At 44.9% G+C, this 26,833-nt stretch carries 25 protein-coding genes and 1 riboswitch; of the genes, 17 read left to right on the top strand and 8 right to left on the bottom strand.

Annotated features, from left to right (window positions below; all coding sequences use genetic code 11):
• The 3 genes from N746_RS0104465 to apbC all read left to right on the top strand — a co-directional run bounded on the left by N746_RS0104465 (window position 1) and on the right by apbC (window position 2,606).
• Window positions 1–729: a DUF3108 domain-containing protein gene (locus N746_RS0104465; RefSeq protein ID WP_029934281.1), complete on the top strand. Its 729-nt coding sequence runs from the start codon at window positions 1–3 to the stop codon at window positions 727–729.
• Between the two features lie 23 nt (window positions 730–752).
• The gene (gene dcd, locus N746_RS0104460) at window positions 753–1,367 is read left to right on the top strand and encodes a dCTP deaminase (RefSeq protein WP_029934280.1); all 615 of its coding nucleotides are present in this window, start codon (window positions 753–755) and stop codon (window positions 1,365–1,367) included.
• A gap of 114 nt (window positions 1,368–1,481) precedes the next feature.
• On the top strand, window positions 1,482–2,606 hold the full coding sequence (gene apbC / locus N746_RS0104455) for an iron-sulfur cluster carrier protein ApbC (protein WP_029934279.1): 1,125 nt from the start codon (window positions 1,482–1,484) through the stop codon (window positions 2,604–2,606).
• On the opposite strand, the gene N746_RS0104450 is transcribed toward apbC, so the two are convergent.
• Both N746_RS0104450 and N746_RS0104445 read right to left on the bottom strand, forming a co-directional pair.
• Window positions 2,603–4,342 carry an ATP-binding SpoIIE family protein phosphatase gene (locus N746_RS0104450; RefSeq protein ID WP_029934278.1) on the bottom strand — a complete coding sequence of 580 codons (1,740 nt, stop codon included), beginning with the start codon at window positions 4,340–4,342 and terminating at the stop codon, window positions 2,603–2,605. The two genes, apbC and N746_RS0104450, sit on opposite strands and share 4 nt — an antisense overlap.
• Window positions 4,339–4,635, bottom strand: coding sequence for an STAS domain-containing protein (locus tag N746_RS0104445; RefSeq protein WP_029934277.1), 297 nt, complete (start codon window positions 4,633–4,635; stop codon window positions 4,339–4,341). The genes N746_RS0104450 and N746_RS0104445 overlap by 4 nt, the downstream gene beginning before the upstream one ends.
• 253 nt (window positions 4,636–4,888) lie before the next feature.
• On the opposite strand from N746_RS0104445, the gene metG reads away from it, so the two are divergent.
• The 7 genes from metG to N746_RS0104410 all read left to right on the top strand — a co-directional run bounded on the left by metG (window position 4,889) and on the right by N746_RS0104410 (window position 12,531).
• Window positions 4,889–6,937 carry a methionine--tRNA ligase gene (gene metG, locus N746_RS0104440; RefSeq protein ID WP_029934276.1) on the top strand — a complete coding sequence of 683 codons (2,049 nt, stop codon included), beginning with the start codon at window positions 4,889–4,891 and terminating at the stop codon, window positions 6,935–6,937.
• A 118-nt stretch (window positions 6,938–7,055) separates the two neighbouring features.
• On the top strand, window positions 7,056–7,631 hold the full coding sequence (rsxA, locus tag N746_RS0104435) for an electron transport complex subunit RsxA (protein ID WP_029934275.1): 576 nt from the start codon (window positions 7,056–7,058) through the stop codon (window positions 7,629–7,631).
• A gap of 6 nt (window positions 7,632–7,637) precedes the next feature.
• Window positions 7,638–8,189 (top strand): electron transport complex subunit RsxB, encoded by a 552-nt coding sequence (gene rsxB, locus N746_RS0104430; RefSeq protein WP_029934274.1) that lies wholly within the window; start codon window positions 7,638–7,640, stop codon window positions 8,187–8,189.
• Window positions 8,186–10,183: an electron transport complex subunit RsxC gene (gene rsxC / locus N746_RS0104425; protein WP_029934272.1), complete on the top strand. Its 1,998-nt coding sequence runs from the start codon at window positions 8,186–8,188 to the stop codon at window positions 10,181–10,183. The genes rsxB and rsxC overlap by 4 nt, the downstream gene beginning before the upstream one ends.
• Entirely contained in the window at window positions 10,180–11,214 is a 1,035-nt protein-coding gene (locus N746_RS0104420; protein WP_038125881.1) for an RnfABCDGE type electron transport complex subunit D, read from the top strand. Before rsxC ends, N746_RS0104420 begins: the two co-directional genes overlap by 4 nt.
• On the top strand, window positions 11,211–11,831 hold the full coding sequence (rsxG, locus tag N746_RS0104415; protein ID WP_029934268.1) for an electron transport complex subunit RsxG: 621 nt from the start codon (window positions 11,211–11,213) through the stop codon (window positions 11,829–11,831). The genes N746_RS0104420 and rsxG overlap by 4 nt, the downstream gene beginning before the upstream one ends.
• Window positions 11,824–12,531, top strand: a complete 708-nt coding sequence (locus N746_RS0104410) for an electron transport complex subunit E (protein WP_051678508.1) — start codon at window positions 11,824–11,826, stop codon at window positions 12,529–12,531. Before rsxG ends, N746_RS0104410 begins: the two co-directional genes overlap by 8 nt.
• A gap of 36 nt (window positions 12,532–12,567) precedes the next feature.
• On the opposite strand, the gene N746_RS0104405 is transcribed toward N746_RS0104410, so the two are convergent.
• Window positions 12,568–13,476, bottom strand: a complete 909-nt coding sequence (locus N746_RS0104405; protein WP_029934263.1) for a hypothetical protein — start codon at window positions 13,474–13,476, stop codon at window positions 12,568–12,570.
• A gap of 294 nt (window positions 13,477–13,770) precedes the next feature.
• Here N746_RS0104405 and nth point away from each other — a divergent pair, with 294 nt between their 5' ends.
• From nth to N746_RS10630, 7 genes are all read left to right on the top strand, one after another.
• Window positions 13,771–14,412 carry an endonuclease III gene (gene nth, locus N746_RS0104400; protein WP_029934261.1) on the top strand — a complete coding sequence of 214 codons (642 nt, stop codon included), beginning with the start codon at window positions 13,771–13,773 and terminating at the stop codon, window positions 14,410–14,412.
• A 39-nt stretch (window positions 14,413–14,451) separates the two neighbouring features.
• Window positions 14,452–15,066: a LysE family translocator gene (locus N746_RS0104395; protein WP_029934259.1), complete on the top strand. Its 615-nt coding sequence runs from the start codon at window positions 14,452–14,454 to the stop codon at window positions 15,064–15,066.
• A gap of 71 nt (window positions 15,067–15,137) precedes the next feature.
• Entirely contained in the window at window positions 15,138–15,569 is a 432-nt protein-coding gene (locus tag N746_RS0104390; protein ID WP_029934257.1) for a DUF1841 family protein, read from the top strand.
• 11 nt (window positions 15,570–15,580) lie between these two features.
• Window positions 15,581–15,790: a hypothetical protein gene (locus tag N746_RS0104385; RefSeq protein WP_029934256.1), complete on the top strand. Its 210-nt coding sequence runs from the start codon at window positions 15,581–15,583 to the stop codon at window positions 15,788–15,790.
• Between the two features lie 47 nt (window positions 15,791–15,837).
• Window positions 15,838–16,046, top strand: a riboswitch (cobalamin riboswitch).
• 159 nt (window positions 16,047–16,205) lie between these two features.
• On the top strand, window positions 16,206–18,011 hold the full coding sequence (locus N746_RS0104380) for a TonB-dependent receptor plug domain-containing protein (protein ID WP_029934254.1): 1,806 nt from the start codon (window positions 16,206–16,208) through the stop codon (window positions 18,009–18,011).
• An 11-nt stretch (window positions 18,012–18,022) separates the two neighbouring features.
• Window positions 18,023–19,504: a cobyric acid synthase gene (locus N746_RS0104375; RefSeq protein ID WP_029934253.1), complete on the top strand. Its 1,482-nt coding sequence runs from the start codon at window positions 18,023–18,025 to the stop codon at window positions 19,502–19,504.
• Window positions 19,505–19,930: 426 nt separating this feature from the next.
• Complete coding sequence (locus N746_RS10630) at window positions 19,931–22,696, top strand: EAL domain-containing protein (protein WP_051678507.1); 2,766 nt, start codon at window positions 19,931–19,933, stop codon at window positions 22,694–22,696.
• 33 nt (window positions 22,697–22,729) lie between these two features.
• Here N746_RS10630 and N746_RS0104365 read toward each other — a convergent pair whose 3' ends face one another.
• The 5 genes from N746_RS0104365 to N746_RS0104345 all read right to left on the bottom strand — a co-directional run bounded on the left by N746_RS0104365 (window position 22,730) and on the right by N746_RS0104345 (window position 26,782).
• Window positions 22,730–23,278: a DUF2058 domain-containing protein gene (locus N746_RS0104365; RefSeq protein WP_029934251.1), complete on the bottom strand. Its 549-nt coding sequence runs from the start codon at window positions 23,276–23,278 to the stop codon at window positions 22,730–22,732.
• 142 nt (window positions 23,279–23,420) lie between these two features.
• On the bottom strand, window positions 23,421–24,173 hold the full coding sequence (locus tag N746_RS0104360) for a slipin family protein (RefSeq protein ID WP_211245123.1): 753 nt from the start codon (window positions 24,171–24,173) through the stop codon (window positions 23,421–23,423).
• A 17-nt stretch (window positions 24,174–24,190) separates the two neighbouring features.
• The gene (locus N746_RS0104355) at window positions 24,191–25,624 is read right to left on the bottom strand and encodes an NfeD family protein (protein WP_029934247.1); all 1,434 of its coding nucleotides are present in this window, start codon (window positions 25,622–25,624) and stop codon (window positions 24,191–24,193) included.
• 73 nt (window positions 25,625–25,697) lie between these two features.
• Window positions 25,698–26,477 (bottom strand): M90 family metallopeptidase, encoded by a 780-nt coding sequence (locus N746_RS0104350; RefSeq protein ID WP_029934246.1) that lies wholly within the window; start codon window positions 26,475–26,477, stop codon window positions 25,698–25,700.
• 53 nt (window positions 26,478–26,530) lie between these two features.
• A complete protein-coding gene (locus N746_RS0104345) occupies window positions 26,531–26,782 on the bottom strand; it encodes a GlsB/YeaQ/YmgE family stress response membrane protein (RefSeq protein WP_029934244.1) in 252 nt (83 codons plus the stop codon).
• Between the last annotated feature and the right edge of the window lie 51 nt (window positions 26,783–26,833).

Below are 26,833 nucleotides of genomic sequence, written 5' to 3'. Positions count from 1 at the left end.
ATGCAAACCTTTCGTCAAACCATCACCCTCTTAGCTTTTGTGGGACTCATCATAACGAGTCAAGCACAGGCTAACCCTAGCCAAAATTTTGATGCTGAATTTGCAGTACGCTTAATGGGTTTTAATGTTGGTACCGTACAACAAAAAATGCGCTGTCAAACTGATACCTGTACATTAACCAGTGAAGCCGAGCCACCTTGGTGGGCGAAGCGGTTTATAAATGAATCCACCTACGAAACCACTAAAATACTGACTAAGAACAATCAGTTCCTTTGGTTAAGCTACCACAAAGACTTGACGCAGCGGCATGACGATTACACCAAGCACATTAAGGTGGATTTGATCGCAAACTTGGAAAACAATATTATTACGTTCCCACAGAAAGACCGCAGCTGGCCTGGTTCGCCCTACGCATATGACATTATGTCGATTGCTTATGCCCTGCAGTTCTACACATTAAACGGGAACGCGATACCGCCGCTTGTGCTGCAAGAAGAAAAACAACAAACACTCGTAAAATTTAATGTAGCCAACCAAGCTACAAAAGCCCATCTTAATTACAAAAGCAACCTTAAGGCGCGCTACTATGAGTGGACAACTGACACGCAAGAAATTAAAATCTGGCTGATTGAAGACTTAAACTTTTTCCCTGGCCGTATTGAAGTAAATAACACCAAACACAAGCGCCGTGTTGTATTAGCACTTGATAAGCCGCCCCATTTCCCATAGAACTCAACTTAAGAATCGAAGCTATGAAACTCAGTGATAAAGATATTTCCGCCGCATTAAGATCTGGCCGCATTGTGATCGAACCTGAACCAAATGCCAGCAAAATTAAAGGGATCAGCGTCGACTTAAGACTCGATAACCGCTTTCGTGTTTTTAACGACCATACAGCACCATTTATAGATCTAAGTGGACCAAGCGAAGAAGTCCAAACCCTGCTCGACAAGGTAATGGGCAATGAAATCGTAATCGAAGAAAACCAAGCCTTCTTCTTGCATCCAGGTGAGCTGGCTTTAGCTTCGACGCTTGAATCCATTACGGTACCGGATGACTTAGTTGGCTGGCTAGATGGCCGTTCAAGCTTAGCGCGCCTAGGTTTAATGGTGCACGTCACCGCACACCGCATTGATCCAGGCTGGCAAGGTCAAATTGTGTTAGAAATTTTCAATAGTGGCAAATTACCGCTGGCCTTGCGTCCAGGCATGGATATTTGCGCCATCAACTTTGAAACCCTATCCAGTCCGGCTGAAAAACCATACAACAAACGCAAAGATGCCAAATACCGCAATCAATCTGGTCCAACATCCAGCCGCATCAACCAAGATCAAACCGACGAACGTCAGCTAGCGCTATTAGATTAAAAAGTTAAACAACACGCGCTGTTAACGAGCAAGCACCTGGCCTGGTGCTTGGTTCACGCATCAATTCCTGATAAGATTAGTCAAGTATTTAAAAAAACAGGATCAACAACAAACATGGGTTTATTCAATCAACTGTTCGGTGACGGCTTAAATGATCAACTGAAAAGCCAAATCCACTCGATTTTCGAGCAAACCACACTGCCCTTAACGCAGCAAAATCTATCCAATACTAATCTGGTGTCCGAGCTTAGTTATAAAAATAAGCTATTAAGCTTTACAATTAACTGGCCATTTGCAGCGGAAAGCTTGCACAAGCAAGTTGAAACCGATCTAACGCAAAAATTAACCGCACTGGACGGCATTGATCAAGTCAAGGTTCAACACACCACTCAAATCAAAGCCCATCAAACCCAGCCCAATGTAACCGCGCTAGCGAACATCAAGAACATTATTGCTGTCGCATCAGGCAAAGGCGGGGTCGGCAAATCGACTACCAGCGTGAACCTTGCTTTAGCGCTGCAACAAGAAGGCGCAAAAGTGGGCATCTTGGATGCCGATATTTACGGGCCGAGCATTCCGACGCTACTCAACTTATCTGGCAAACCCAGCACATTAGATGGCAAAAGCATGCAGCCCATGCGCGCTTATGACTTACAAGCCATGTCAATTGGTTGTTTAATCGAAGAAGATACGCCCATGATTTGGCGTGGCCCAATTGTCACCCAGACCCTCACTCAACTCTTAAAAGAAACCGACTGGCAAAACTTGGACTTTTTAATCATTGACTTGCCACCAGGAACTGGCGACGTGCAACTAACCTTAGCCCAACAAATCCCCGTCACTGGTGCAGTCATTGTCACCACACCGCAGGACTTGGCTTTATTGGATGCCAAAAAAGCCGTCAAAATGTTTGAAAAGGTTAACATCCCGATATTGGGCGTAATTGAAAACATGAGCACGCATATATGCAGCCAATGCGGTCATGAAGAGGCGATATTTGGCGAACACGGTGGCGAAACCTTAGCTCACAACTATGAGATTCCATTTTTAGGCGCGATGCCGTTAAGTATGAGTATTCGAGAACAAGCCGACGCTGGTAAACCAACTGTTGCGGCGGAACCTAATGGCGTATTAGCCGAAAAATATCGTACTATGGCACACAGAATTGGATCCGGCATTGCTGAATCCAAACGCAACTATGCATCCGCTTTCCCCAAAATTGTGATTGAAAACAACTAGTCTTGTTGATTCAACATTGGTGTCAAATGCCAGCGATAAATAGCGGTAACAATATTACCGCGTCCCTCATAGGTAAGGCTTGAACATAAAGAACGCGTTAATAAAACCCCGCGCCCAGAAAACATAGACTGGCTCGGGGAAGGATCCTTATCCAGCGCCGCATAATCAAACCCTTCACCGCTGTCCTCAATCCGAATGGTCATCTCACCCTGAAAATCACCTAATGGCTTGTGCGTCACCTGAACATCAATAAACCCATCATTTAACTGATCTATTGCCTCTTCACGTGCATCCAAAAATTTTAAAAACCCTTCCTCCTCCTGCTTTAAGGAAGAATCCAGTCTTAATAAGCCATGCTCTAAAGAATTGGTATACAACTCATCCAAAATAATAAAAAGGCGCTCTTTATGACTGGGGATAGGCTGAACATGCATAATCATGTCAACTAAACCTTCCATAGGGTTAGCCATCTGTTTAAGTGCGACAAAATCAAACCGGAAATTCAAGTTCCAACTTGAAGCTTTAGTAAGCTGACCAAGGGAATCAATATAATTAAAATTCAAAATCGGGCCAGTTTTCAGCTCAGCAATGCTCGCGTCATCTTCTGTAAAACAATTCGCACAGAAGGTATCAACTTCCTTAATCAAAGCTTTAATACCCTGCTTGCCAGCCTTTAACAAAGTTTGTTCAACCCGCTCATCACCGAACATTTCTCCTTCTGAATTTCGTGATTCGGTGAAACCATCTGTCAGCATGTAAAACACTTCATCTCCACACAAGTCAATAGCCTGTGGATACAAATCCAATCGCTGACTACTTACTACCCCTAATGGCAAATTACGCGAACTAAAGCGAGTTAACTTATCAGACTTAACCATCAAAACATCTGGCATACCAAAATTATAAATACGCGCTTTTTTTTGTACGGGTGACACCTGTAAAACAGCACAGCCAAAAAACAGATGCGCTGGTAAAATGTTATGCAACTTAGTATTAATCTCACTAATAATTTCTGGAACACTGCGAGCTTTCACCACCATCCCATTAAACATTTCCGCCACAGGAATTACGCCAATCGCGGCCCTTAATCCATGCCCAGTAAAGTCCCCCAATAAAACGAGAACATCTCCAGATGGTTGCACCTTAGCTATTAACAAATCACCGTTAAAAATCGAAGCTGACGAGATATAACTGTCAAAACCGGCAATTTTTTGTGATGAAGGGCGCAAAAACTTCTCATAAATACGCTCTGCGTCTTTATGCTCTTGCTCAAGTGTATGATGCAATTGATAAATTTGATCACTGGTTGATTTCAAAGCAACATATAAGCTTCGGATACGTAACAGAGACTGGACTTTCGCCAACAATACTTTGTCTGAAAAGGGGAACTGCAAAAAACCATCCGCTTTTTTGGCGACGGCATGTTGCAAAAGTGTATTTTCATCTTGGTTGCTTGCCAATACAACCGGAAGAAAAGGACAATGAGCATCACAAGAATTTTTAATACCTTCAATTAGGTCATTTCGATCTTCAGAACAAATCGCTAGATCAACAATTACTAAGCTGGGTTGCGTCTGTTGAACCGTCTCTAAAATTTTATCATTTCGATCGACGTGCAAAACTTCAAAGCCTTGTTGAGATAAAACACGCTCATAAAACGCATAAGCTTCATCACTTGGGTCAGCGATTAAAATACGATTCGTTAACAACTCTAGGCTAGAAAAAAGGGGGGTCATCGGATTGTAAACAACTGGTGAAATTGTGCAATTTGTAAAATCTTGGCCACTTCATCATCGGCGTTAATTAATTCAATGTGTGTTGAATCTCCGGCCTTTTCTCGTAACAATAAAAGCATCCCTAACGCAGAACTATCCATGAAACTAGTGGTCGACAAGTCAACTTTAAACTGTTCTGCACGCCCTAATAAACTGGAATAAGCTCGATTAAATTCCTCATAACAGGCTATATCAAAGCGACCTTTAACAAACAGAACCGCAGTATTCCCTACCAACTGACCTTCAACTGACATTTTCAAAATCTCCGATTCATCTTACCCTAACGCCAAAACTGACCAATAACGTCCTAGCGAAAGTAAATTTTACCCAATCATAAACTATTCAACGACTCATATCCAACACTTTATCCCTACACATATCATGGGTTTTATACTTAGTTGTTAATCAGCTAACCTACTGGGCTTTAAACATCAATTATCCTTAGTCAGATGAGGCTAAAGCCGTTATAATATCAGGCTTTCAACCCGCAATAAGATGGATGCCTCTATGACCTCGGTCAGAAAAATTTTAATCACCAGCGCGCTCCCCTATGCCAACGGTCCAATTCACCTTGGACACCTTGTTGAATACATTCAAACAGATATCTGGTCACGATTCCAAAAGCAACGTGGTCACAACTGCCTATACGTTTGCGCGGATGATGCGCACGGCACACCGATCATGCTCCGCGCACAATCGGAAGGCATTACACCCGAAGCCTTGATCGCACGTGTATCGCAAGAACACCAACAGGATTTTGCCGGGTTCAATATTGCATTTGATCAGTATCACAGCACACACTCAGAAGAAAACCGCCATTATTCGAGCTATATATACAATCAACTAAAAGCCAATAATCACATCAGTCGCAAAACCATCAAACAATTTTACGACCCTGAAAAAAACATGTTTTTGCCGGATCGCTTTATTAAAGGCACTTGTCCCAAGTGTGGCGCTCACGACCAATACGGCGACAACTGTGAAGCTTGCGGGGCTACCTACGCACCCACCGAACTGGTCGATCCTAAATCTGTAATTTCAGGTGCTACACCAATTCAAAAAGATTCTGAGCATTTATTTTTTGAATTGAGTCACTTTGAACCCATGCTTAAAGAATGGACACAAGGCGGCCATTTACAAAGCCAAATTTCTAATAAGTTAAATGAATGGTTTGAATCCGGCTTGCAAAACTGGGATATCAGCCGTGACGCGCCCTATTTTGGTTTTGAAATCCCCGGCGAAGACAATAAGTTTTTCTATGTCTGGTTAGACGCACCCATAGGTTACCTTGCGTCTTTCAAAAAATACTGCGATGAAAATGGTCTGGACTTTGACGAATACTGGCGTGAAGACAGCCAAACTGAGCTCTATCATTTCATCGGTAAAGACATCGTCTATTTCCACGCCCTATTCTTCCCAGCGATGTTAACCGGCGCAGGCTTTAGAAAACCTAATGCCATCTTTGCCCACGGTTTCTTAACAGTGGATGGCGCGAAAATGTCGAAGTCTCGCGGCACCTTTATTATGGCCAGCACCTACCTAAAACACCTTGAGCCTGAGTATTTACGTTATTACTTCGCAACCAAACTCAATAGCCGCATTGATGATTTGGACCTAAACCTTGACGACTTTGTGCAACGTGTTAACTCAGACTTAATCGGCAAAGTGGTTAATATCGCGAGTCGTTGTGCTGGGTTTGTTACCAAGCGTTTTGATGGCAAACTCAACCAGGCCTGGTCATCAGAAGCGCAAGCCTTGTTTCAACAGTTTGCTGACAAAGCCGAGCCGATAGCCGAGCTTTACGAAAAACGCGAATATGCTCAAGCGATGCGTGACATTATGGCGCTGGCAGACAAAGCCAACGAATACATTGCCGAAACCGCACCTTGGGTATTAGCCAAACAAGAAGGCAAAGACGCCGAACTGCATGAATCAGTCAGTGTCGGTTTAAATCTATTCCGTAGCTTAATGATTTACTTAGCGCCGGTTTTACCGAAAACCAGTATTAAAGCTCGTGAATTCTTTAATGAAACCGACTGGAGCTGGAACCAGGCTAAAACCCCGTTAATGAACCATGAAATTCAAGCTTATAAAGCTCTATTAACTCGCTTAGATATGGCACAGGTAGAAAAAATGTTAGAAGATTCAAAACAAACCTTACAAGCAAATCAACCAGCGAAAGCCGAGCCAGCCGCATCGGCCGAAACCAGCCAGTTTGATCCAATTGCGCCAGAAATCACGATTGACGACTTTGCTAAAATTGATTTACGCATTGCTAAAATCGTTAACGCCGAAGCCGTGCCGGAAGCCAATAAGTTATTAAAATTAACCCTAGATATCGGTTTAGGCGAACGCCAAGTATTTGCTGGCATCAAATCGGCCTATGAACCAGAACAGCTAATTGGTAAGCTAACCGTGATGGTCGCCAACCTAGCACCGCGTAAAATGCGTTTTGGTTTATCCGAAGGCATGGTGTTAGCCGCCGGTCCGGGTGGCAAAGACTTGTTTATCTTGTCACCAGACGAGGGTGCTCAACCCGGCATGCGCGTAAAATAGTTTTTAATTAACCACTGAGGCACAAACACACAGAGTTTTAGTAAATGTTGTTAAACACAAGATTACACTCTTTTGTGGCTTCGCGGCTCGGTGGTAAAACAAATTCAAAAGAGCCGTTATGACCGATTATGTCATTATTTTAATTAGCACCGTTTTGGTGAATAATTTTGTGCTGGTCAAATTTTTAGGCCTGTGCCCATTCATGGGTGTGTCCAAAAAACTTGATGCCGCACTTGGCATGGGCTTAGCCACCACGTTTGTGCTCACGCTATCCTCGGTCATGAGTTATCTGCTTTACACCTACCTGCTCGCCCCGTTTGAATTGGAATACCTTAAAACCATCGGCTTTATTCTGTCGATCGCCGCTGTGGTCGGTTTTACTGAAATGGCCATTCACAAAACCAGCCCCGCACTCTATCAAGTACTGGGTATTTACCTTCCCCTAATCACCACCAACTGCGCCGTACTGGGTGTAGCCTTACTTAATATTGGTGAAGATCACAACTTTATCGAATCCGCCTTTTATGGATTTGGTGCGGCCGTTGGCTTTACGCTCGTCATGGTTTTATTTGCCTCGATTCGTGAACGGGTCGATGCCGGTGATGTGCCGACCCCATTTAAAGGTGCGCCCATCGCCTTAATCACGGCAGGACTTATGTCGTTAGCCTTTATGGGCTTTGGTGGGCTGGTATAAATGAGTATGCTCGCCGGAATTCTCATCTTTTTAGGCTTAGCCCTCGTTTTTGGCTTACTACTCGGCTATGCCGCGGTGCGCTTTAAGGTCGAAGGTGATCCACTCGCCGATATCATTGACCAAAAACTGCCGCAAACTCAGTGCGGCCAATGTGGCTATCCGGGTTGCCGACCTTACGCCGAAGCCCTCGCCAAAGGCGAAGCCGAAGTCAACTTATGCATTCCGGGTGGCGAACCTACTATGATCGAAATCGCCGAGATTTTAAAAGTTGAACCAAAACCAATGGAAGCCGAAGCCACCGAACCCAAACCTAAAATGGTGGCCGTGATTGATGAAGACATTTGCATAGGTTGCGTGCTCTGTATTAAAGCCTGCCCGGTGGATGCGATTGTCGGCACCACCAAAATGATGCACACCGTGATCGAAAAAGAATGCACTGGTTGCGAGCTTTGTGTGCCAGTTTGCCCGGTGGATTGCATTGATATGGTGATGGAAAAACCCAGCTTAACAAACTGGAAGTGGCCAGAACCTAAAGTAGCGGCGGAGCGCACCGAATGAAACCGAGCTTACGCCAAAAAATCATAAACTTAATTGCGCCGATTTACCCTATGGCGAAACGCTGGCTGTATCACTTTCACGGCGGTGTCTTTCCTAAATACAACAAAAGCCTATCCTTACGCCAACCATTGCGAAGCGGCTATGTGCCCAAACAACTCATTTTGCCTCTGCAACAGCATATGGGCGGCGCCGCGTTACCCTGCGTTGAGATCGGTGAACAGGTCAAAAAGTTCCAAATGATTGCACAAGCCGCCAAAGGTTTGAGTGCACCGGTTCACGCCCCCGCTTCCGGTAAAATTATCGCGATTGAACAGCGCATTTTGCCGCATGCCTCCGGTTTAGCCGAACCCTGTATTGTGATTGAACCAGACGCGAAACAAGACGCTGTAGAAAATGCGCTAGGCATCGTTGAAAAACCTAAAAATATTGCCGAGTTTAAACAACTTCTGCTTAATGCCGGTATTGTCGGCATGGGCGGCGCGGGCTTTCCGACCTTTGCCAAACTTCCCGATCAACCCGGTAAAATTAAACATTTAATTATCAATGGTGCCGAGTGCGAACCTTTTATTACCTGTGATGACTTGTTAATGCAAACGCACGCGCCAGAAATCGTACGAGCCGCGCTATTTATGGCCGATCTATTTGAGGTTGAAAACGTCATTTGTGGCATTGAAACCAACAAACCCCAAGCGATTTCGGCCATGCGTCAAGCCAGTGAAGCTACTCGAATTCGAGTGGAAGAAGTCGCCACGGTTTACCCGATGGGTGGACAAAAACAACTGACCCAAGAACTCGTCGGGCTAGAAATTCCCAGCCAACTTCATAGTATTGATATTGGTGTCGTTATGATGAACGTCGCCACCTTACGTGCGATTACTCAAGCGCTCGAACTCGGTCAACCGTTAGTTTCACGCTTTGTCACCGTCTCTGGCATGGGTTTAAAACAACCGTTTAATATCGACGCTCTGCTTGGCACGCCATTTAATGAACTCGTTGAACTCGCCCAACCCGAACCGAAACTAGATTACCCGCTCTTAATGGGTGGACCAATGATGGGCTTTGCGGTGGCGCACAATGATGTACCTGTGATCAAAACCACCAACTGCATTCTAGCGAACCCTCCCGAAACTTCGGATGAACCCATGGCCTGTATTCGTTGTGGCGAATGTGCCGAAGCCTGTCCGGTGAACTTACTACCCCAACAACTTTACTGGCATGCACGTGCGCATGAATACGATAAAACCGAACAGCTCAACCTATTCGACTGCATTGAATGCGGTTGCTGCTCATTTGTTTGCCCCAGTCATATTCCGCTGGTGCAATATTATCGTCACGCCAAAGCTGAAGTGAGAGAAATCAAGCAGCAAGCGAAATTAACCGAAATTGCAAAACAACGATTTGATGCCCGTGAAGCACGTTTAGAACGTGACAAAAAAGAGCGCGAAGCCAAGCTTGCCGCCAAAAAAGCGGCGGTAAAAAAACAAGCCGATGAAGCCCCAAAAACTGAAAAACCAGCCGCCGATGCGCCCAAATTGAGCGCGCGCGAAAAAGCCATTCAAGCGGCCAAAGCTCGCCAAACCGCCGCTAAAAAGACGAGCCCAGAAGACTCGAAGAGCACGAAAAATTCTAGTACAGAATCCTCTAAGTCAGAAATGTCGGCGGAAGACAAACGCAAAGCCGCGATGGAAGCGGCTAAAGCCCGCGCCGCCGCTAAAAAGACGAGCCCAAAAGAACCGAACAACACCAAAGACTCTGACACAAACTCCCCTAAGCCAGAAATGTCGGCGGAAGACAAACGCAAAGCCGCAATGGAAGCGGCTAAAGCCCGCGCCGCCGCTAAAAAGACGAGTCCAAAAGAACCGAACAACACCAAAGACTCTGGCACAGAATCCCCTAAGTCAGAAATGTCGGCGGCAGACAAACGCAAGGCCGCGATGGAAGCCGCCAAAGCAAAAGCCGCCGCGCGTAAAGCCCAACAGGAGACAAGCCAATAATGTCGACCTTTAGCAGTTCCCCATTTGCACACAACAACAGCTCGGTGCAAAAAATCATGTTACAGGTTCAGCTGGCCGCTTTTCCGGCGTTGCTAGCGCATATTTTGCTGTTTGGCTATGGCATCGTTATTCAATGGTTTTTGGCGGTAGCGACTGCCCTATTGGTCGAGTTTGTGATGCTCAAGCTGCGCGACCGCCCGGTTATGCCCAATATGACTGATTTCAGCGCACTCATTACCGTAACAGGCCTGGTGTTCTGTATTCCACCCGAATCGCCTTGGTGGGTGATTGTGACCGGCTGCACATTTGCACTGGTTTTCGGCAAACATTTATACGGTGGTTTAGGTTACAACCCTTTTAATCCGGCCATGTTAGGTTATGCCTTTTTGCTCATCTCCTTTCCAGCCGAAATGACACAATGGACCTTGCCCAAAGATTTAGCGGGTTACACCTTAAGCTTTTGGGACTCCTTCAATCATATCCTGTTTGGCGTGATGCCCAATATGCCCATCGACAGCTTTACTGGCGCGACCCCACTCAGTACCTTACAAACTGGTTTGCAGCAAGGTCTGTCCAGCCAAGACATGCTACAAGCGGCCTACTTTGAATCCAGCTGGTTAAACCTCACCGCTTGGGGTTGGATTAATGTCGCCTTTTTAATCGGCGGCTTATGGTTACTCTACACGCGCACCATTCGCTGGCAATTTCCGGTCGGGTTTTTGGGCACCTTAGCCTTCATGGCTTGGCTATTCCATATGATTAATCCCGCACTTTACGCACCGATCAGCTTTCACCTTTTATTTGGTGGCACCATGTTGGCGGCGTTCTTTATCATCACCGATCCGGTCAGCTCCAGCACCACCCCAATGGGGCGCTTAATTTATGCCGCAGGCATTGGTATTTTGGTGTATGTTATTCGTAACTGGGGTGCGTTCCCCGACGGTATTGCGTTTGCGATTTTATTAATGAACATCGCCGTGCCGATGATTGATCGCTACACTCAACCTCGCGTGGTAGGGCATATTCGATGAAACCAGAACTTAAACTAGCCATGTTTCGTGCCGCAGGCTTACTTAGCCTATTTGTGGTGATTAGCGTCGCCTTATTAATCGCTATCAATGCATTTACTCAACCTAAAATAGAACAAGCCGAACAAGCCTCTTTAATTCAACTGCTTAATCAGGTCATGCCGGCGTCTCGGTATGATAACAATCTATTAGAAGACACCAAGACCGTGACCGAACCCGACTACCTGGGCTCAACCGAACCCATGACGATTTATCGCGCGCGCCTAAATGGTGAACCAGCAGGCCTGGTGGTTGAAACCGTCGCCCCCAATGGCTATAACGGCAATATCCGTCTTATTGTCGGCGTATTTGCAGATGGCCGTGTGGCCGGTGTCCGGGTTGTAAGCCACCGAGAAACGCCGGGCTTAGGCGATAAAATAGAACTGCGCAAAGACGATTGGATTTTAAGTTTTAATGGCAAGGAACTGACTGAAGACAATGTGAATCGCTGGGCGGTCAAACGAGACCGAGGCGAATTTGATCAATTTACCGGCGCAACCATCACTCCACGCGCAGTCGTGGGCGCGGTCAAATTAACACTCGACTATGTCAATCGACACCAAGAGGAACTGTATGACTAAAGCATCCTTTAACCAAACTTGGCGCGACTACCAAGAGATTGCGCAAAAAGGTCTTTGGAACAACAACCAGGCCTTGGTCGCCCTACTCGGCTTATGCCCATTACTCGCGGTGACAAATAACAGTGTGAATGGCTTAGGCTTAGGTTTAGCGACCATGGCCGTTTTGCTGACCTCGAACATTTTGGTTTCGCTGATTCGTCACTGGGTACCGTCTGAAATTCGCATCCCGGTCTTTATTGCCATTATTGCAGCGGCGGTCACCATTATCGACATGCTCATGCACGCCTACTTTTATACCTTACACGGCATTTTGGGCATCTTTATTCCATTGATCGTCACCAACTGCGCGATCTTAGCGCGCGCTGAATCCTTTGCCTCCAAAAACTCGTTGGATAAGTCGATTGTCGATGCTTTGTTTATTGGGATTGGGTTTACGATTGTACTGGTCATTTTGGGCAGTCTGCGAGAGCTGATTGGCAACGGCACGCTATTCGACCAGGCCTGGTTGCTATTCGGCGAAACCGCCCGCAACTGGACATTGCATTTAAGTAGCGATTATACCCCTGTGTTGCTCGCGATTTTACCGCCAGGTGCGTTTATTGGCTTAGGCTTATTGATCGCGCTGAAAAATTACGCCGACCAAAAACTCAAAAAACCAGGCCTGGTGAATATTCCGGTTGAAGTGCAAAGTGCGAGTTAATATAGTTTTGGGTAAGACTCATTTAGGAAGCAAACTTCACTTTAACGCTACATTTAAAGCATTTAACGATAAAACTTTTTCATATCCAGATTTCAATTCTTGTCGCTGTTCGCAGTTTTTCATAATCGCAAGCTGTATCACGGCGTAAAGAGACCAGCAATCTTTTTCTATAGCAGATTCAGAAACCTTTCCTTCTTTAAAAAGATCGCACCTTAGCTTAAATAATCGATAAACTTCCTTATTTATAGCATCAGACCCTAAATCATCTCTAAAAAATTTTTTACGTTTATCGCCATTGCTTTCATCACCGGGGAAGGCGCTGATTATAGCCTCAAAAGCCAGCCACATTAGAACAAAACGTTCAACAGGATAAGTTTGCGAAAATGCTTTATCGAGAAGAATCGTTGACTCCACAGGTACTTCTATAATCTTAGCTTTTTCAATGGCAGGTTCATTAAACATATTCAATGATTGAGTATCAAACATTGATGCAAAATCTTTATCAGATTCACAAGAAGGATCATTGCTATCATTAGAGAAACGTCTAATAAGAATAAGTTCACGTGCAACAGGAACACCAAACACAAGCCTAAGTATATTCACCACGTAAATTGACTGAGTTTCATTATTTTGCTCCTCCTCCTTGCTGCAGTAACAAAAAGTTAGTTTCAAATTATTACTATTTTCAGGAATAAACTCTTCCCTTATTTTCGATATACATTGCCCTGACCTCTCATAGTATTTTGTCCACCTCATACGGGGCGTATCATTGTTATGAGGAATTACTATCGAAACATCTACATTCTTAATATGATTTTGGCTTAAAAAACGTCTAATTCTAGACAAATCCGCTTGTTGTAAAGACGAACTCCATATAGTTTCTTTAAATTCAGAAAATCCATACTTAGACCATTCCTGAATAATTGTGTTTTTAAAGTTATCCATAGAGTATGTATTCCTATTCATTTCCTGTTTCTTTTGGTAGCTTTTCACATTCAAATGAGCACTCATGTGTCAGTCAATGAGTTAACATTTTGGCATATTACTTTAACCCGCTATCCTTTGCTATACACCAGCGTATTAAATCCCAGAGTAAACAACCAGGCCTGGTTGTCATTTGTTTGTGCTATTATTTCAGCCGGTTTATGCGTGGTATGGCCTTGCTGCTAGCTAAGTAACATAAACCAAGCAAAGACTGTTTTATAACTAACCCTAAATCATGACCTCAAGACTCATCTAATGAATAAACTCAAACGCCAACAGATTTTTGACCGCTTAGCCGAAGCGATTCCGGAGCCGGAAACGGAGTTGAATTATTCGACGCCGTTTGAGTTGCTGATTGCGGTGATTTTGTCGGCGCAGGCGACGGATAAGGGTGTGAATATTGCGACGGCGAAGTTGTTTCCGGTGGCGAATACGCCGGAGGCGATTTATGCGTTGGGGGTGGATGGGCTTAAACACTATATTAAAACCATCGGGCTGTTTAATTCTAAAGCGGAAAACGTGATTAAAGCCTGCAAGATGTTAGTTGAATTGCATAACAGTGAAGTGCCGCAAACGCGTGAGGAGCTGGAAGCTCTGCCCGGCGTGGGGCGCAAAACCGCAAATGTGGTGTTGAATACCGCGTTTGGTCAAATTGCGATGGCGGTGGATACGCATATTTTTCGGGTGTCGAATCGCACCAAAATCGCGCCCGGTAAAAACGTGCTGGAAGTTGAACAGAAGTTACTCAAGTTCACACCCAAAGAACATTTAATGGACGCCCATCACTTGCTTATTTTGCATGGTCGCTACACTTGCATGGCGCGTAAACCACGTTGCGGCAGTTGTGTGATTTTTGATCTGTGCGAGTTTAAAGACAAAGACAAGTATGTTGATTAACGCCCGAACCTTGTTAACCACCAGGCCTGGTCGTGCGTTATGTTAACGTTGTACCTAATATATCTAGCCGCTTCCGCTGCCGCGATTATCAGCCCCGGCCCGGGTGTGGTAATGACACTTTCGAATGCGTTGCGTTTTGGTTTTCGTCCTGCGTTTTACGGTATTTTAGGCATTAGTATCGGCACGATTATTGTCGGTTATTTGTCCGTCACCAGTTTAGGTTTGCTACTCGCGGGGTCAGAAACGGCATTTCTGTTGGTGCAAGCGCTGGGCGCGGCTTATTTAATTTATCTTGGGATGAAGCTTTGGCGACGCGGTATTGCGGATATTCAGACTGACCAAGCTCACCGCGGCAAACCCTTGCAACGCTTTATAGAAGGCGTGCTGATTCAATTTACCAACCCAAAACTGATCTTGTTTTTTCTGGCGGTTTTTCCGCCGTTTATGTTGCAATCGCAACAGTTAGGCCTCAGTTTGCACCTGTTTGTGTTAAGTTACGGCGGCTTGTTGATTTTAGTTCACCTAGGTTATGCGCTGTTGGCGAATCGGGCACAACGCTGGTTGCATTCTGATGTTGGGCGTTTGCGTTTAGGCCGAGTCAGCGGCAGCATATTTATCTTTTTCGGCTTGCTCATTGCCTGGTCTGCCTTTTAAAATGACCCATCCCGATCGCCAAAGGTCACCAGGCCTGGTGCTTTTGAATTTAGTCTAAGGAAACGCTATTTATGTTCACATCCGAACGCGACAAACTGCGCCAACATTATGCGGATATTTGGCAAAAAGCGCGCGCCAATCAACCCTTGGATGCGCTGGAACAGCAAATTGCCCAGGTGATTGATCAGCATCCCGAGTATCATCAAATGCTCGAAAACAAACAACATTTAAAAAACGAATACCTGCCGGAAATGGGCGAAACCAATCCGTTTTTGCACATGGGTATGCATTTGGGTATTCGTGAACAAGTTGCCACGGATCGCCCGGCTGGCATTGCGCAGGTGCATCGCGTGCTCACACTTAAGCACGGTAACGTGTTAGAAGCCGAACATGAGATGATGGAATGTTTAGCAGAGGCGTTATGGCAAAGCCAAAAGAATCAGCAAGCGCCTGACGAGCAGGCTTACGGTGATTGTTTAAAACAATTAATTCAACAAAAATAAGGAACGACCTCATGTTATTTAACCCAAACAAACGTGCATTACGTAATGGCCTGCTGTTAAGTTTGGCCGTGGGTGCGGTGGTACTTTGGCAAGGTGAAGGTTGGTTAACCGCTCTGAGCAGCTTTGCGTTTACGTTTGCGATTATCACGCCGGCCTTTTGGTTGTCTTATAAATGGGCGAATCATCTCGCCGCTAAAAACCGCGACCAGTCTGATCAATAACGCCTGAGCACCAGGCCTGGTGCTTGCAATAATTCTTTATGCCACTACAATATACGGCTTCGTTAGGTGCGCGGTTTCAATACCGCGTTAAACGGGAAGAGTCGTACGAACCTCGATTAAATCGGGTTCAAATCGAACGCTGCCCCCGCAACGGTGATGGAGAAGACAGATTAATACACCATTGGAAGCTTGCTTCTGAGAAGGTAATCTGAAATCGCTCCTCAGCCCGGATACCGGCCTAGTGAACTGGCTAATTAAGTTTGGTCAACAACCTATTGCGGTGGGCAATACGGAGTGCTTGTAAAATTTTCGTCCTCCTTGTGAACACGAAAACCCGCTGATTAATGCGCGGGTTAAGTCCGTTTTGCCTTCGTTCATAACAGATATTAAAATCTATGAATTGAAGGAAATTTCCATGAAAACCTATGCTGTTCGTTTTAAACCCAACCCCCTCATTGTCGCCCTATTTACCCTAGCACCAGGCCTGGTCGCACAAGCCGCTGAAACCGATCTTAATAAGATTGTAGTGACTGCAAACCAAGTAGAGCAACCGCTCGACAGTGTGGTTGCCGATGTCAACATCATCACGGCCGCTGAGTTACGTGCCAAACGTTTCGTCAGCGTAAGTGAGGCACTGAATCAGGTCGTGGGGTTAAGTGTCACGCAAAGTGGCCCTTTAGGCGCGGCCACCAGTCTTTATACTCGCGGCTCGGATAACAGCCGTACCTTGATTCTTGTAGATGGTGTGCGCGCACAAAACCCAGGTAATACCAGTGGTGCTAACTTATCTGATCTCATGGTCGCCAATATTGAACGCATTGAAATTATCAAAGGTGCTCAGTCTGGGGTATGGGGATCGGATGCGGCCGCAGGCGTAGTCAATATTATTACTAAACAATCCACTGAAACCCATTTCACAATCGAAAACGGGGCTTATAACACGGCCAAATCTTCGGTTGCTACTGGCTTTAAACTGGGTAAAGCCAAGTTGTTTATTAGCGCTCAACGCTTAAAATCTGAGGGCTTCAGTGCCCAAGCACCGGTAAATGAAAACCCAAACCAGTATGAAAAAGATGGCTATGAAAACACCAATATAGCGACCAAAGCGGTGATGCCGATTGGCCATAATCAGCAACTTAGCTTGTCGTATAACTACACCGATGCATTATCAAATTATGATAGTTTTGGTGATGCCGATGCACTTAAACGCAGTGACAATCAAAGCCACTTAAGCCAGTTAACTTACCAAGCAGCCGATACTCAATTAACCATCGAACAGTCGTTATTTAGAAGCGAACAACTGGATGAAGGCACGCCGGACATTGTGAAAGGTCAAACACGATCCGTTCAGCTTAGCCAGCAAATAAATGGCTTACTCATTGGCGCAAACTACAGCGAAAACATGGCGAGTTCAGACAAATATTCTTGGGCGGCATCCGACAATGTATTTTTGGAAAAACAAACCCAGACTCAATCGGTTTTTGCGACAAACACTCACCGCTGGAAATATCTCAATTTTAACGAAGCCTTGCGTTATGACGACTACAGCACGTTTGGTTCAGAGCTAACAGGTAAGATTGGACTAAAACTTAATATCACCGAACAGCAATCTTTAGCCTTTAATTATGGCACGGCTTATAACGCGCCCAATATTATCCAAATGCTCAATCCATGGGGGTCGCAAAATTTGGATTTAACACCCGAAAAATCAACCGAAGCCAGTTTAACTTACCGTCTACAAGGCTTAAGATTGACCTATTTTGATAAAGAAATAACCGATTTGATCGACTGGGATTTGGGCACCAGTCAATATCAAAATATCGAAGGCACCACTCGTATTAAAGGACTAGAAGCCGAATACCGTCGGTCATTTACTCGCGGCAGCTATGCCTTTAACTACACGCACCTTAACACCGAAGACGCAAATGGTGAGGCTTTGGCTCGTCGTCCAGACAATCAACTTGGCATGGAACTTAACTGGTATGCCAGCGATAAACTGGATTGGAATGTGAACGGCCAATATATCGCTACGCGCGGTGGCGATATGCATAGCGCAACCGAAAACTACAGCGTTTGGAACACGGTGATTAACTATCAATTTGAGCCGTCAATCAGTGCTTATTTAAAGGTAAATAACCTCACCAACGTGTATTATCAAAATATTGAAGGCTATGCCACCGCCGAACGTAGTGCTTACCTTGGTTTAAAAGCCACATTTTAGGTGAATAACCCATGACCCAATCCGCCACGTTGATGATACAAGGCTGCACATCCGATGCGGGCAAAAGCACGCTGGTGGCGGGTTTGTGTCGGGTGTTGGTGCGGCGCGGTTTTACAGTGGCGCCGTTTAAACCGCAAAATATGGCGCTCAATAGCGCCGTGACCGCCGATGGTGGCGAGATTGGTCGTGCACAGGCGTTACAAGCCCAAGCCGCCAACATCGCCCCCACGGTTCACATGAACCCGGTGTTGCTCAAACCCAATAGCGATACCGGCGCTCAGGTGATTCTACAAGGTCAGTCGATCGGCAATTTGAATGCGTTCGACTACCATCAATATAAACCGAAAGCCGCGCAAGCGGTGTTCGATTCTTTTCAAATTCTGTCAAATCAATACCCGATTATTCTGGTCGAAGGCGCGGGCTCACCCGCCGAAATCAATTTACGCGAAGGCGACATCGCCAATATGGGGTTTGCCGAAGTGGTGGATTGTCCGGTGATTTTGGTTGCCGACATCGACAAAGGCGGTGTGTTTGCGCATATTGTCGGCACGCTGGCGTGTTTGTCAGAATCTGAAAGGAATCGTATTAAAGGCTTTGTGATTAACCGTTTTCGCGGTGATATTGCATTATTGCAAGACGGCTTGGATTGGTTGGAGCGCGAAACCGGCAAGCCCGTGTTGGGTGTGCTGCCCTACTTACATGGTCTACATTTGGATGCGGAAGATGCGGTAAGCGTGAATGACGCTCAGCACAAAGCACATGAAGATCACAAAGTTTTGAAAGTGGTGTGTCCGTTATTACCGCATATTTCTAATCACACCGATCTTGATCCATTGACTCAGCATCCACAAGTCGATTTTCAATGGGTGAAACATAACAAGCCGATTCCACCGGCGGATTTGGTGATTTTGCCTGGTTCTAAAAGTGTCGCGTTTGATTTAGATTGGCTCAAGCACCAGGCCTGGCTGCCTTATCTACATAAACACCTGCGCTATGGCGGCAAGCTGATCGGCATTTGCGGTGGCCTGCAAATGCTAGGGCAAACAATTTTCGATCCGCTCGGCATTGAATCCGATCAAGCCAACATACCAGGCCTGGCGCTGTTGGATTACACCACCCGTTTTTCCCCAGACAAACAACTAATTAACCGCACTGGTTTATTACAACTACCAGGCCTGGTCACAGCGGCCAAAATAACGGGTTATGAAATTCACCAAGGCGTAACCGATTTCAGCCAATACGCCCACGCAATCGAATGGCAAAACGGTGACGCTGATGGCACAGTATCCGACGATAACCAAATTTTTGTCAGCTATTGTCATGGATTATTTGACCAACCTGAAGCTCTGCAAGCCCTGCTCAACTGGTCAGGCCTGGTGGATGCGGAACCCTTTGACCTAAACCAACAACGCGAACAACAGCTTGATCGTTTAGCCGACAGCTTAGAAATCCATTTGGCGATGGATAAAATACTAGATTTATTTCACTCATGAAAACACACGCTTAATCACCCAACTTTGGCTGACCATTTGCCTATTCAGTTTTAGCACCATCGTGTTTCACAGAGTGCCAATTACCCTACCAACCAACCCTCGAATTATCACACTAGATAGCCACCATTCGTTACGGCCCACCCAGTTATAATTAAATGAGTGGGTGAGCTAGCAATAAAACTTACTCACTAGCTCGCAAATAAATGATAAAAATAAAATGAGCTCAATCGAACTATTCACTCTTTTTAAGCCTTTTCAAAACCGCTCATTTGCTATAGACTTATGTAGATACAGATAAACCACATTATAAGTATGGTATTTTTTCAGCTAGTTTAGATAGAATCCATGCCTACTTATTGAGTTATTAACGGTAAAAACTTACTTTAAGCTTTAAAGTGATTACACGCTTTGCCGACAAGGAAAATGATGTTTAAACGCTTACTCATCCTACCGTATTTTTTATTGGTACTAGCCAGCTTTACCACCCAAGCTGTTGAAATATCGACACACAGCCAAATTGAGAAGCCAAAACTACAGATTGCGATTTTAGCTTATCGAGACAAACTATCTACGGCACAACGTTGGCAACCTTTATTAAGTTACTTACAAAACGAAATACCGACCCACACCTTCTCACTTAACATTTACTACCACTTAGAACTCGAAAAAGCCGTTGAAAAACAACAGGTTGATTTTGTTTTAACTCACCCATCACATTATGTTTTGTTAACCCATCGTAATGGTTTGTCTTCTCCACTAGCATCTTTAATTAATCAAGAAGGTGCCACGCCTACGGATCAATTCGGTGGGGTGGCTTTTGCCCTAGCTAATCGAAACGATATCAACCAATGGAAAGATCTAAAAAATAAAACCATAGCGGCCATCGCAACCACTTCAACAGGCGCGTATCAAATGCAAGCATTTGAGCTTCTTCAACGAGGTATTCGATTGCCAGATGATGCAAACGTCATTGAAATGGGGCAACCTCAAAGCCTAGCCGTTAATGCCGTATTAAATCAACAAGCTGATGTCGGCTTTGTGCGTACGGGTGTATTAGAATCTTTATCTGATTCAGGCTATTTTGATATGCAACAAATCAAAATCATTAATGCAACCCACCCAAGTAATTTTCCATTTGTTACCAGTACTCGTCTATACCCTGAGTGGCCATTTGCCGCTATGCCACATGTAAATAAAGATGTGACTCGTCGCGTTGCGGCTACCTTGTTAGCGATAGAATCTGGCAGTGATTTAGCACAATCTATGCAAATATCAGGATTTACCATACCGGGTGATTATCGAATATTTGATGAAATGATGCGCCAATTACGTATGAAACCTTTTGCGCAGACTCAATACTTCGATTTGCGTGACGTCATGCAACGTTGGTGGTTTGAACTGGGGCTCGTTAGCAGTCTTACTATCTCCATCTTATTGTTTTTTATAGTTTTATTGCTAATACGAAATCGTACAATTAAACAGGCTAAACATACGATAGAGCAGTCCATGCAAAAAATTCGCCAGTTAAGCTTGGTCGTTGAGCAAAGCCCCGAAGGCATTATGATTACCGATACGCAAGGACGTATTGAGTATATGAACCCAGCTTATGAAACCATTACTGGTTATACCCTAAATGAGTTATCTGGTAAGAATCCGAGCGTGCTGCGGTCACTTGATACGCCAAAAATTATTTTCAAACAAATGTGGGATAATCTTTCACAAGGAAAACATTGGCGTGGTGAAATCATTAATAAACGCAAATCCGGTGAAATCTACCCGAGTGACAATATCATTTCGCCAGTAAAAAACTCAAAAGGCCAAACTAGTCACTTCCTAGCTATCCACAAAGATACATCTACTATCAAAAATCATCAACAACGCATTCAAAGCCTACTTTATTTTGATCAAGTAACGGGCTTACCCAACCGCACTCAACTAATCGAAACCATGGACAAACTGCTCAATCAAAAATCTTCTTTAGGTGCAGTGGCAGGGTTAATTTTGATTAATGTCGACCACTTTAAACTGATAAACGAAATACATGGTTCTTATAGCGGTGATGCTTTATTAAAAGCCATGGCCGAACGTCTTTCTGACTTTGTTAAGGATAGTGGATTTGTTGCGCGCTCAGGCGGGGATGAATTTGCCGTTCTATCCTACCGAGCTGAACATATTGTTGACTGTGAAAGTTGCATTATAGGACTTGAGCAAACCTTATTAGAGGAAATTGAAAAGCCCTACATTATTGGTGGCGAGCGTTTTGCCATTACTTGCAGTATTGGTGCCTCTTTTTTAGGCCGTGAAGAAGCCGAACAAGTATCTGAAGATATTTTAACCCTTACGATTAGTCACGCTAACACCGCCTTAAAACAGGTTAAGGAATCCGGTGGGCACGGCTGGAAACTGTTTCATAAAAACATGTCTGAAATAGCAAGACACCAACACCAAATTGAATCTGAACTGCGTTTAGCTATAGAACGAAACCAACTAAAACTCTTCCTGCAACCTCAAGTAAACAGTCGAGGCGAGTTCATCGGCGCTGAAGCTCTCGTCCGGTGGCAACACCCAGAAAAAGGACTGTTAAGCCCAGGGGAATTTATTGCCATTGCTGAACGCACCGATTTGATCATTGAACTGGGCCACTGGGTACTTAATCAGGCCTGCCTCGAAATTGACAAAGCTCAACAGCAAGGTTTAAGTATTTCGATTTCCGTCAATATCAGTCCACGCCATTTCCGCCAAGCCAACTTTGTGGATGAAATAAAAACTCTGTTAAATCGTCATCCCTTAACCAGCTGCCGTCTTGTTTTAGAAATAACTGAAGGCTTATTTATCGAAAATATTGAAGAAGTGTCTAGCAAAATAAACCCGTTAAAAAAACTAGGCTTAGAATTTTCGATCGACGACTTTGGAACCGGCTATTCGTCACTCAGTTATCTACAACAACTTGAAATTGACGAGTTAAAGATTGACCGCTCATTTATTGAAACCTTAGAAAAAACAGCCGTCACTGATAGCTTAGTCGAAACTATTTATACCGTGGCCAATAAAATGCATTTGCGCGTAGTAGCTGAAGGTGTCGAAACCGAACACCAAGTACAACAGCTACAAAAGCTAGGTGAACTGATTTATCAAGGTTATTATTATGGTAAACCGGATGAAGCGGATCACTGGCTCGAACGCTGGAAATAAGCTGGATTTAAACCCCACTCACTAACAGCTTAATTACCAAACCAAATCATCCGGGATTTCAAATTTGGCGTAGTAATCACGATCTTCTTCAGGAATGGATTCGTCCTCATTCGAAAAGGCAATCAACACACTTGCATCACGTTGTTCGATTTTTTCAACCACGGTATCCGGTACCAAAACATAACCCTCGCCTAAACGAGCGATGCGAATTCGGCCGTTGATTAAACCCTTCTGGGTTTTGGTGTTGACTTGCAAGGTTTTAACCTGCTTGTCGTCAGCAAAATTAAACGTCAATTCACCCTCAAAACCTTTTAACTGATTCGACTGAAGAATCTGTTTTAACTCAGCTTGCTTAGCTTTTTCAGCTTGCTGTTGCTGGCGTTCTAAGTTCAAATGTCGGTCTTTTTCAGCCTTTAAGCGTGCCGCTTCAGCCGCCAGTTTTGCCGCTTCATTTTCTACCGGCTCAGCCTGCTGACCCTTTTGCTTTTTAGATTGCTGGTACTTCTCTTTTTTAATCTGCTTGGCCTTATGTTCATTTACCAAGCCCGACTTCTTCAACTGATCAAATAACGATCCGGCCATAATAACTTTCCTTAAAAAGCGATAAAAACAATGCCGCCTATTCTAACTGAACACTTTGCTCATATCACAAGAAAAGCCAAAACACCCTAATTAACTTAGGAAACTCTCCGCCCTAACCACCAGGCCTGGTGGTCGAGTTAAATCACGACTTTATTTTGTTAAATATCACATCCGCTAAGTCCATCGGCAGAGGAAAGACGATGGTGTTGGAGCGGTCGTTAGCAATTTCAGTTAGGGTTTGCAGATAGCGCAATTGCAAAGCTTGCGGTTGTTGCGATAGGATTTGCGCGGCTTCTAATAGCTTTTGAGAGGCTTGCATCTCCCCTTCCGCATGAATCACTTTGGCGCGTCGGCTACGTTCAGCTTCGGCTTGTTTGGCGATGGCGCGAATCATACTTTCGTCCAAGTCGACATGCTTGATTTCGACATTACTCACTTTGACACCCCAAGCGTCAGTTTGTTCGTCGAGTGATTTTTGGATATCAATATTTAAACGATCTCGCTCGGCCAGCATTTCATCCAACTCATGCTGTCCTAACACCGATCGCAAAGTGGTTTGCGATAGCTGGCTAATCGCTTCGTGGAAGTTTTCGACTTGGATAATCGCTTTGTCGGGCTCAATTACTCGAAAATAGACGACTGCGTTAACGTGTACCGAGACGTTGTCGCGCGAGATCACATCTTGACTGGGCACATCCATTACCACGGTACGCAAGTCCACCCTTTCCATTTGTTGGATCAGTGGAATCACAATGATAATGCCGGGACCTTTTACTTTCCAAAAACGACCCAGCAAGAAAATCACACCGCGTTCGTACTCGCGCAGAATGCGAATTGCGCTGACAAAAAACAATACCACCAAACCGATGATGATATAAATGGCATACATACTCATGTCTATTCTCCTGCCTTTTAGTTTTCTGAGCTTAACGGCTCCACGCTGAGCGTTAAGTTTTTAAGCCCGGTGACCTGCACGACTTGTTCTTTTTTCAAAGGCACACTGGTGGTCGCTTGCCAATGTTCGCCGTGCATCACGACCGAACCTTTATGTTCAAAGTCATCCACCACTATTGCTTCACTACCGATTAGCGCTTCTAAGCCACTGACGACCTTGCGTTGACTCGACTTTAACGCCAATAACACCACACTCGCTAAGATCAAGACACTCAGTAGGGTAAAGGTAATGATCACGGATAAATCAATGCCATAACCAGGGGCATCGGTGTCCATCAAAATCACCGAGCCGATGACAAACGAGGCAATACCACCAAGACCCAATACACCAAAGCTGGGTTCAAATGCCTCAGCGATAATGAGCGCTACCCCCAAGAAAATCAGCGCCAAACCGACATAATTGACTGGCAGTAGTTGTAAAGCGTAGAGAGCCACCAGCAATGAAATCGCTCCCACGGTTCCGGGTAAGATGGCACCTGGGTTAAAGAACTCCAGGATGAGCCCGTAGATGCCAACCAACAGTAAGATATAAGCAATATTGGGATTGGTTATCACGCTTAAAAAGCGACTGCGCCAATCTGGCGCTATTTCGGTCACTTGAGCATTGGCGATATTTAGTGGGTAGGTTTGTTGATGGATGGTGACGCTTCGGCCATCAAGTTGATCCAACAAATCCGCTCGACTGAGCGCGATCAAATCAATCACATTGTTTTCTAAGGCTTCAGTGGCCGACAAGCTCGCCGCTTCTCTCACGGCCTTTTCGGCCCATTCGGCATTACGCCCACGTAATTGCGCTAGACCTTGAATATAAGCAACCGCATCATTTATAGCCTTACTTTTGGATGGGTCTGGCATGGCTTGTTCTAAGACCATTTCAGCTTGCTCGTTTTGATTAGTATCGTTCGGCTTAGATTTTTGCTTGGAATCCGAATTAGAACCTGATTTAGAATCCGGTTGTCGATCCGGTGGCGAAATACCCCCAATTTGCACCGGCGTGGCGGCCCCTAAGTTGGTACCGGGTGCCATTGCTGCAATATGACTGGCGTAAAGAATATAAGTGCCCGCACTGGCCGCACGCGCACCGCTGGGTGATACGTAAGTGGCAATCGGCGTATTGGCATTGGCAATGTTTTTGATAATCGCGCGCATGGCGCTATCTAAGCCGCCCGGCGTATCCATTTTCAGAATAATCAATTCAGCTTGTTGAGCTTCGGCTTTTTGGATACCACGTTCAATATAATCTTGCGTAGCTGGACCGATTCCACCCTCGATATTTAACTGAACCACCAGGCCTGGTGGTGGTTGTGTATCGTTTGCTAATACTGTATTCAAGCCCATAACGGCGGCTAAAAAGCATAACCAGACTGCAAGCCAACTTGTAATTCGCTTCATAAAATCAGCTCCTTACTCAGACAAATATCCTGTTATTCACTTTACGCCTCTTAACTCAAAATTCAAGATAAAGTCAAAGGCTTTGCCGAGCATTAGGGTCTTGCTGGTAAAACAAGCTTAACTGTTCGTAAACCGCTGGAAAGTGATGAATCAGTAAGTTAGGCGCGGTAAAAAAGTATTCAGTACTGACAGCAAAAAACTCAGCTGGTTCAGTAGCCGCATAAGGATTAATGGCGGGATGATGCCCGTGTTCAACTTGGTATTGTAATTGCTCAAATGCCTCGCTAAACGCCTGCGTCCAATGCATACGATTCATAGTTTTATGCAGTGGCGGCATGCCATTGGCGCGCCCATTAAGCATATCCAACTTATGTGCAAACTCATGTAGCACTAGATTGCGACCGGGTTTGAGTTCGTCGGATTCGGCTTTAAAACTTTGCCATTCCAACACCACCGGGCCGGTTAGCCAAGCCTCACCTCCCAAAACCGCCTGCTGATGCGACACAATACCTAATTCATCAGCTTCATCGCGCTCGACGATAAATGCGGTTGGATAAACAATAATATCTTGCCAACCTTGGTAGTAATCCAGGCCCAACTCTAAAATCAATAAACAAGCATGCGCAGAAATCGTCAGCACCATAGGTTTAGTCAAATTAAAGTCATCGCTGGCGCGGAAGTTTTTTTGATGCACAAATAAAGTAGTCAGCTCACGCAATCGGGCTTTTTCCACCGCACTTAAGCCGGCAAAAAGTTGATCCTGTATCATCAACTTATGCCAAAAACTATGGGGGATCGGATAACGTTTCAGAACACGTTTAACTTGCCAATGTTTAATCCAACGAATGATCATCTGTAAGCTCAATTACTTTGGTCATTGAAGCCTTAGCTAAACTGGTTTTTAACCTAAGCTCTTCTAATAAGGCCAATTACAAACACTAAAATAATCGCGCCGATCGTGGCCGTGAGAATGAGGCCAATCAGCCCAGTTGCAACGATACCCAAAAAATTTAATACAAAACCGCCCAGTACAGCGCCAACGATACCAACAACAATATTCCCAATCAGCCCAAAGCCGCGCCCTTTCATTAAGTTCCCGGCCAGCCAACCAGCGAGACCACCAACCACCAACAGTAGGATTAAACTTTGCATATCCATAATTTGCTCCTAAAACTTTTAATGTACAGATACAAATTCACTAAAAGACGA

Origin of the sequence: Thiomicrospira pelophila DSM 1534, assembly GCF_000711195.1 — a bacterium.
Lineage (GTDB): Bacteria > Pseudomonadota > Gammaproteobacteria > Thiomicrospirales > Thiomicrospiraceae > Thiomicrospira > Thiomicrospira pelophila.
Note: the sequence above shows the minus strand (reverse complement) of the source record. Positions and strands in the feature narration are given on the sequence as shown.

Coding starts and splice junctions, on each gene's coding strand:
- N746_RS0104465 (WP_029934281.1), top strand. CDS start 1: ATGCAAACCTTTCGTCAAACCATCACCCTCTTAGCTTTTGTGGGACTC.
- dcd (WP_029934280.1), top strand. CDS start 753: ATGAAACTCAGTGATAAAGATATTTCCGCCGCATTAAGATCTGGCCGC.
- apbC (WP_029934279.1), top strand. CDS start 1,482: ATGGGTTTATTCAATCAACTGTTCGGTGACGGCTTAAATGATCAACTG.
- N746_RS0104450 (WP_029934278.1), bottom strand. CDS start 4,342: ATGACCCCCCTTTTTTCTAGCCTAGAGTTGTTAACGAATCGTATTTTA.
- N746_RS0104445 (WP_029934277.1), bottom strand. CDS start 4,635: ATGTCAGTTGAAGGTCAGTTGGTAGGGAATACTGCGGTTCTGTTTGTT.
- metG (WP_029934276.1), top strand. CDS start 4,889: ATGACCTCGGTCAGAAAAATTTTAATCACCAGCGCGCTCCCCTATGCC.
- rsxA (WP_029934275.1), top strand. CDS start 7,056: ATGACCGATTATGTCATTATTTTAATTAGCACCGTTTTGGTGAATAAT.
- rsxB (WP_029934274.1), top strand. CDS start 7,638: ATGCTCGCCGGAATTCTCATCTTTTTAGGCTTAGCCCTCGTTTTTGGC.
- rsxC (WP_029934272.1), top strand. CDS start 8,186: ATGAAACCGAGCTTACGCCAAAAAATCATAAACTTAATTGCGCCGATT.
- rsxG (WP_029934268.1), top strand. CDS start 11,211: ATGAAACCAGAACTTAAACTAGCCATGTTTCGTGCCGCAGGCTTACTT.
- N746_RS0104410 (WP_051678508.1), top strand. CDS start 11,824: ATGACTAAAGCATCCTTTAACCAAACTTGGCGCGACTACCAAGAGATT.
- N746_RS0104405 (WP_029934263.1), bottom strand. CDS start 13,476: ATGGATAACTTTAAAAACACAATTATTCAGGAATGGTCTAAGTATGGA.
- nth (WP_029934261.1), top strand. CDS start 13,771: ATGAATAAACTCAAACGCCAACAGATTTTTGACCGCTTAGCCGAAGCG.
- N746_RS0104395 (WP_029934259.1), top strand. CDS start 14,452: ATGTTAACGTTGTACCTAATATATCTAGCCGCTTCCGCTGCCGCGATT.
- N746_RS0104390 (WP_029934257.1), top strand. CDS start 15,138: ATGTTCACATCCGAACGCGACAAACTGCGCCAACATTATGCGGATATT.
- N746_RS0104385 (WP_029934256.1), top strand. CDS start 15,581: ATGTTATTTAACCCAAACAAACGTGCATTACGTAATGGCCTGCTGTTA.
- N746_RS0104380 (WP_029934254.1), top strand. CDS start 16,206: ATGAAAACCTATGCTGTTCGTTTTAAACCCAACCCCCTCATTGTCGCC.
- N746_RS0104375 (WP_029934253.1), top strand. CDS start 18,023: ATGACCCAATCCGCCACGTTGATGATACAAGGCTGCACATCCGATGCG.
- N746_RS10630 (WP_051678507.1), top strand. CDS start 19,931: ATGTTTAAACGCTTACTCATCCTACCGTATTTTTTATTGGTACTAGCC.
- N746_RS0104365 (WP_029934251.1), bottom strand. CDS start 23,278: ATGGCCGGATCGTTATTTGATCAGTTGAAGAAGTCGGGCTTGGTAAAT.
- N746_RS0104360 (WP_211245123.1), bottom strand. CDS start 24,173: ATGAGTATGTATGCCATTTATATCATCATCGGTTTGGTGGTATTGTTT.
- N746_RS0104355 (WP_029934247.1), bottom strand. CDS start 25,624: ATGAAGCGAATTACAAGTTGGCTTGCAGTCTGGTTATGCTTTTTAGCC.
- N746_RS0104350 (WP_029934246.1), bottom strand. CDS start 26,477: ATGATCATTCGTTGGATTAAACATTGGCAAGTTAAACGTGTTCTGAAA.
- N746_RS0104345 (WP_029934244.1), bottom strand. CDS start 26,782: ATGGATATGCAAAGTTTAATCCTACTGTTGGTGGTTGGTGGTCTCGCT.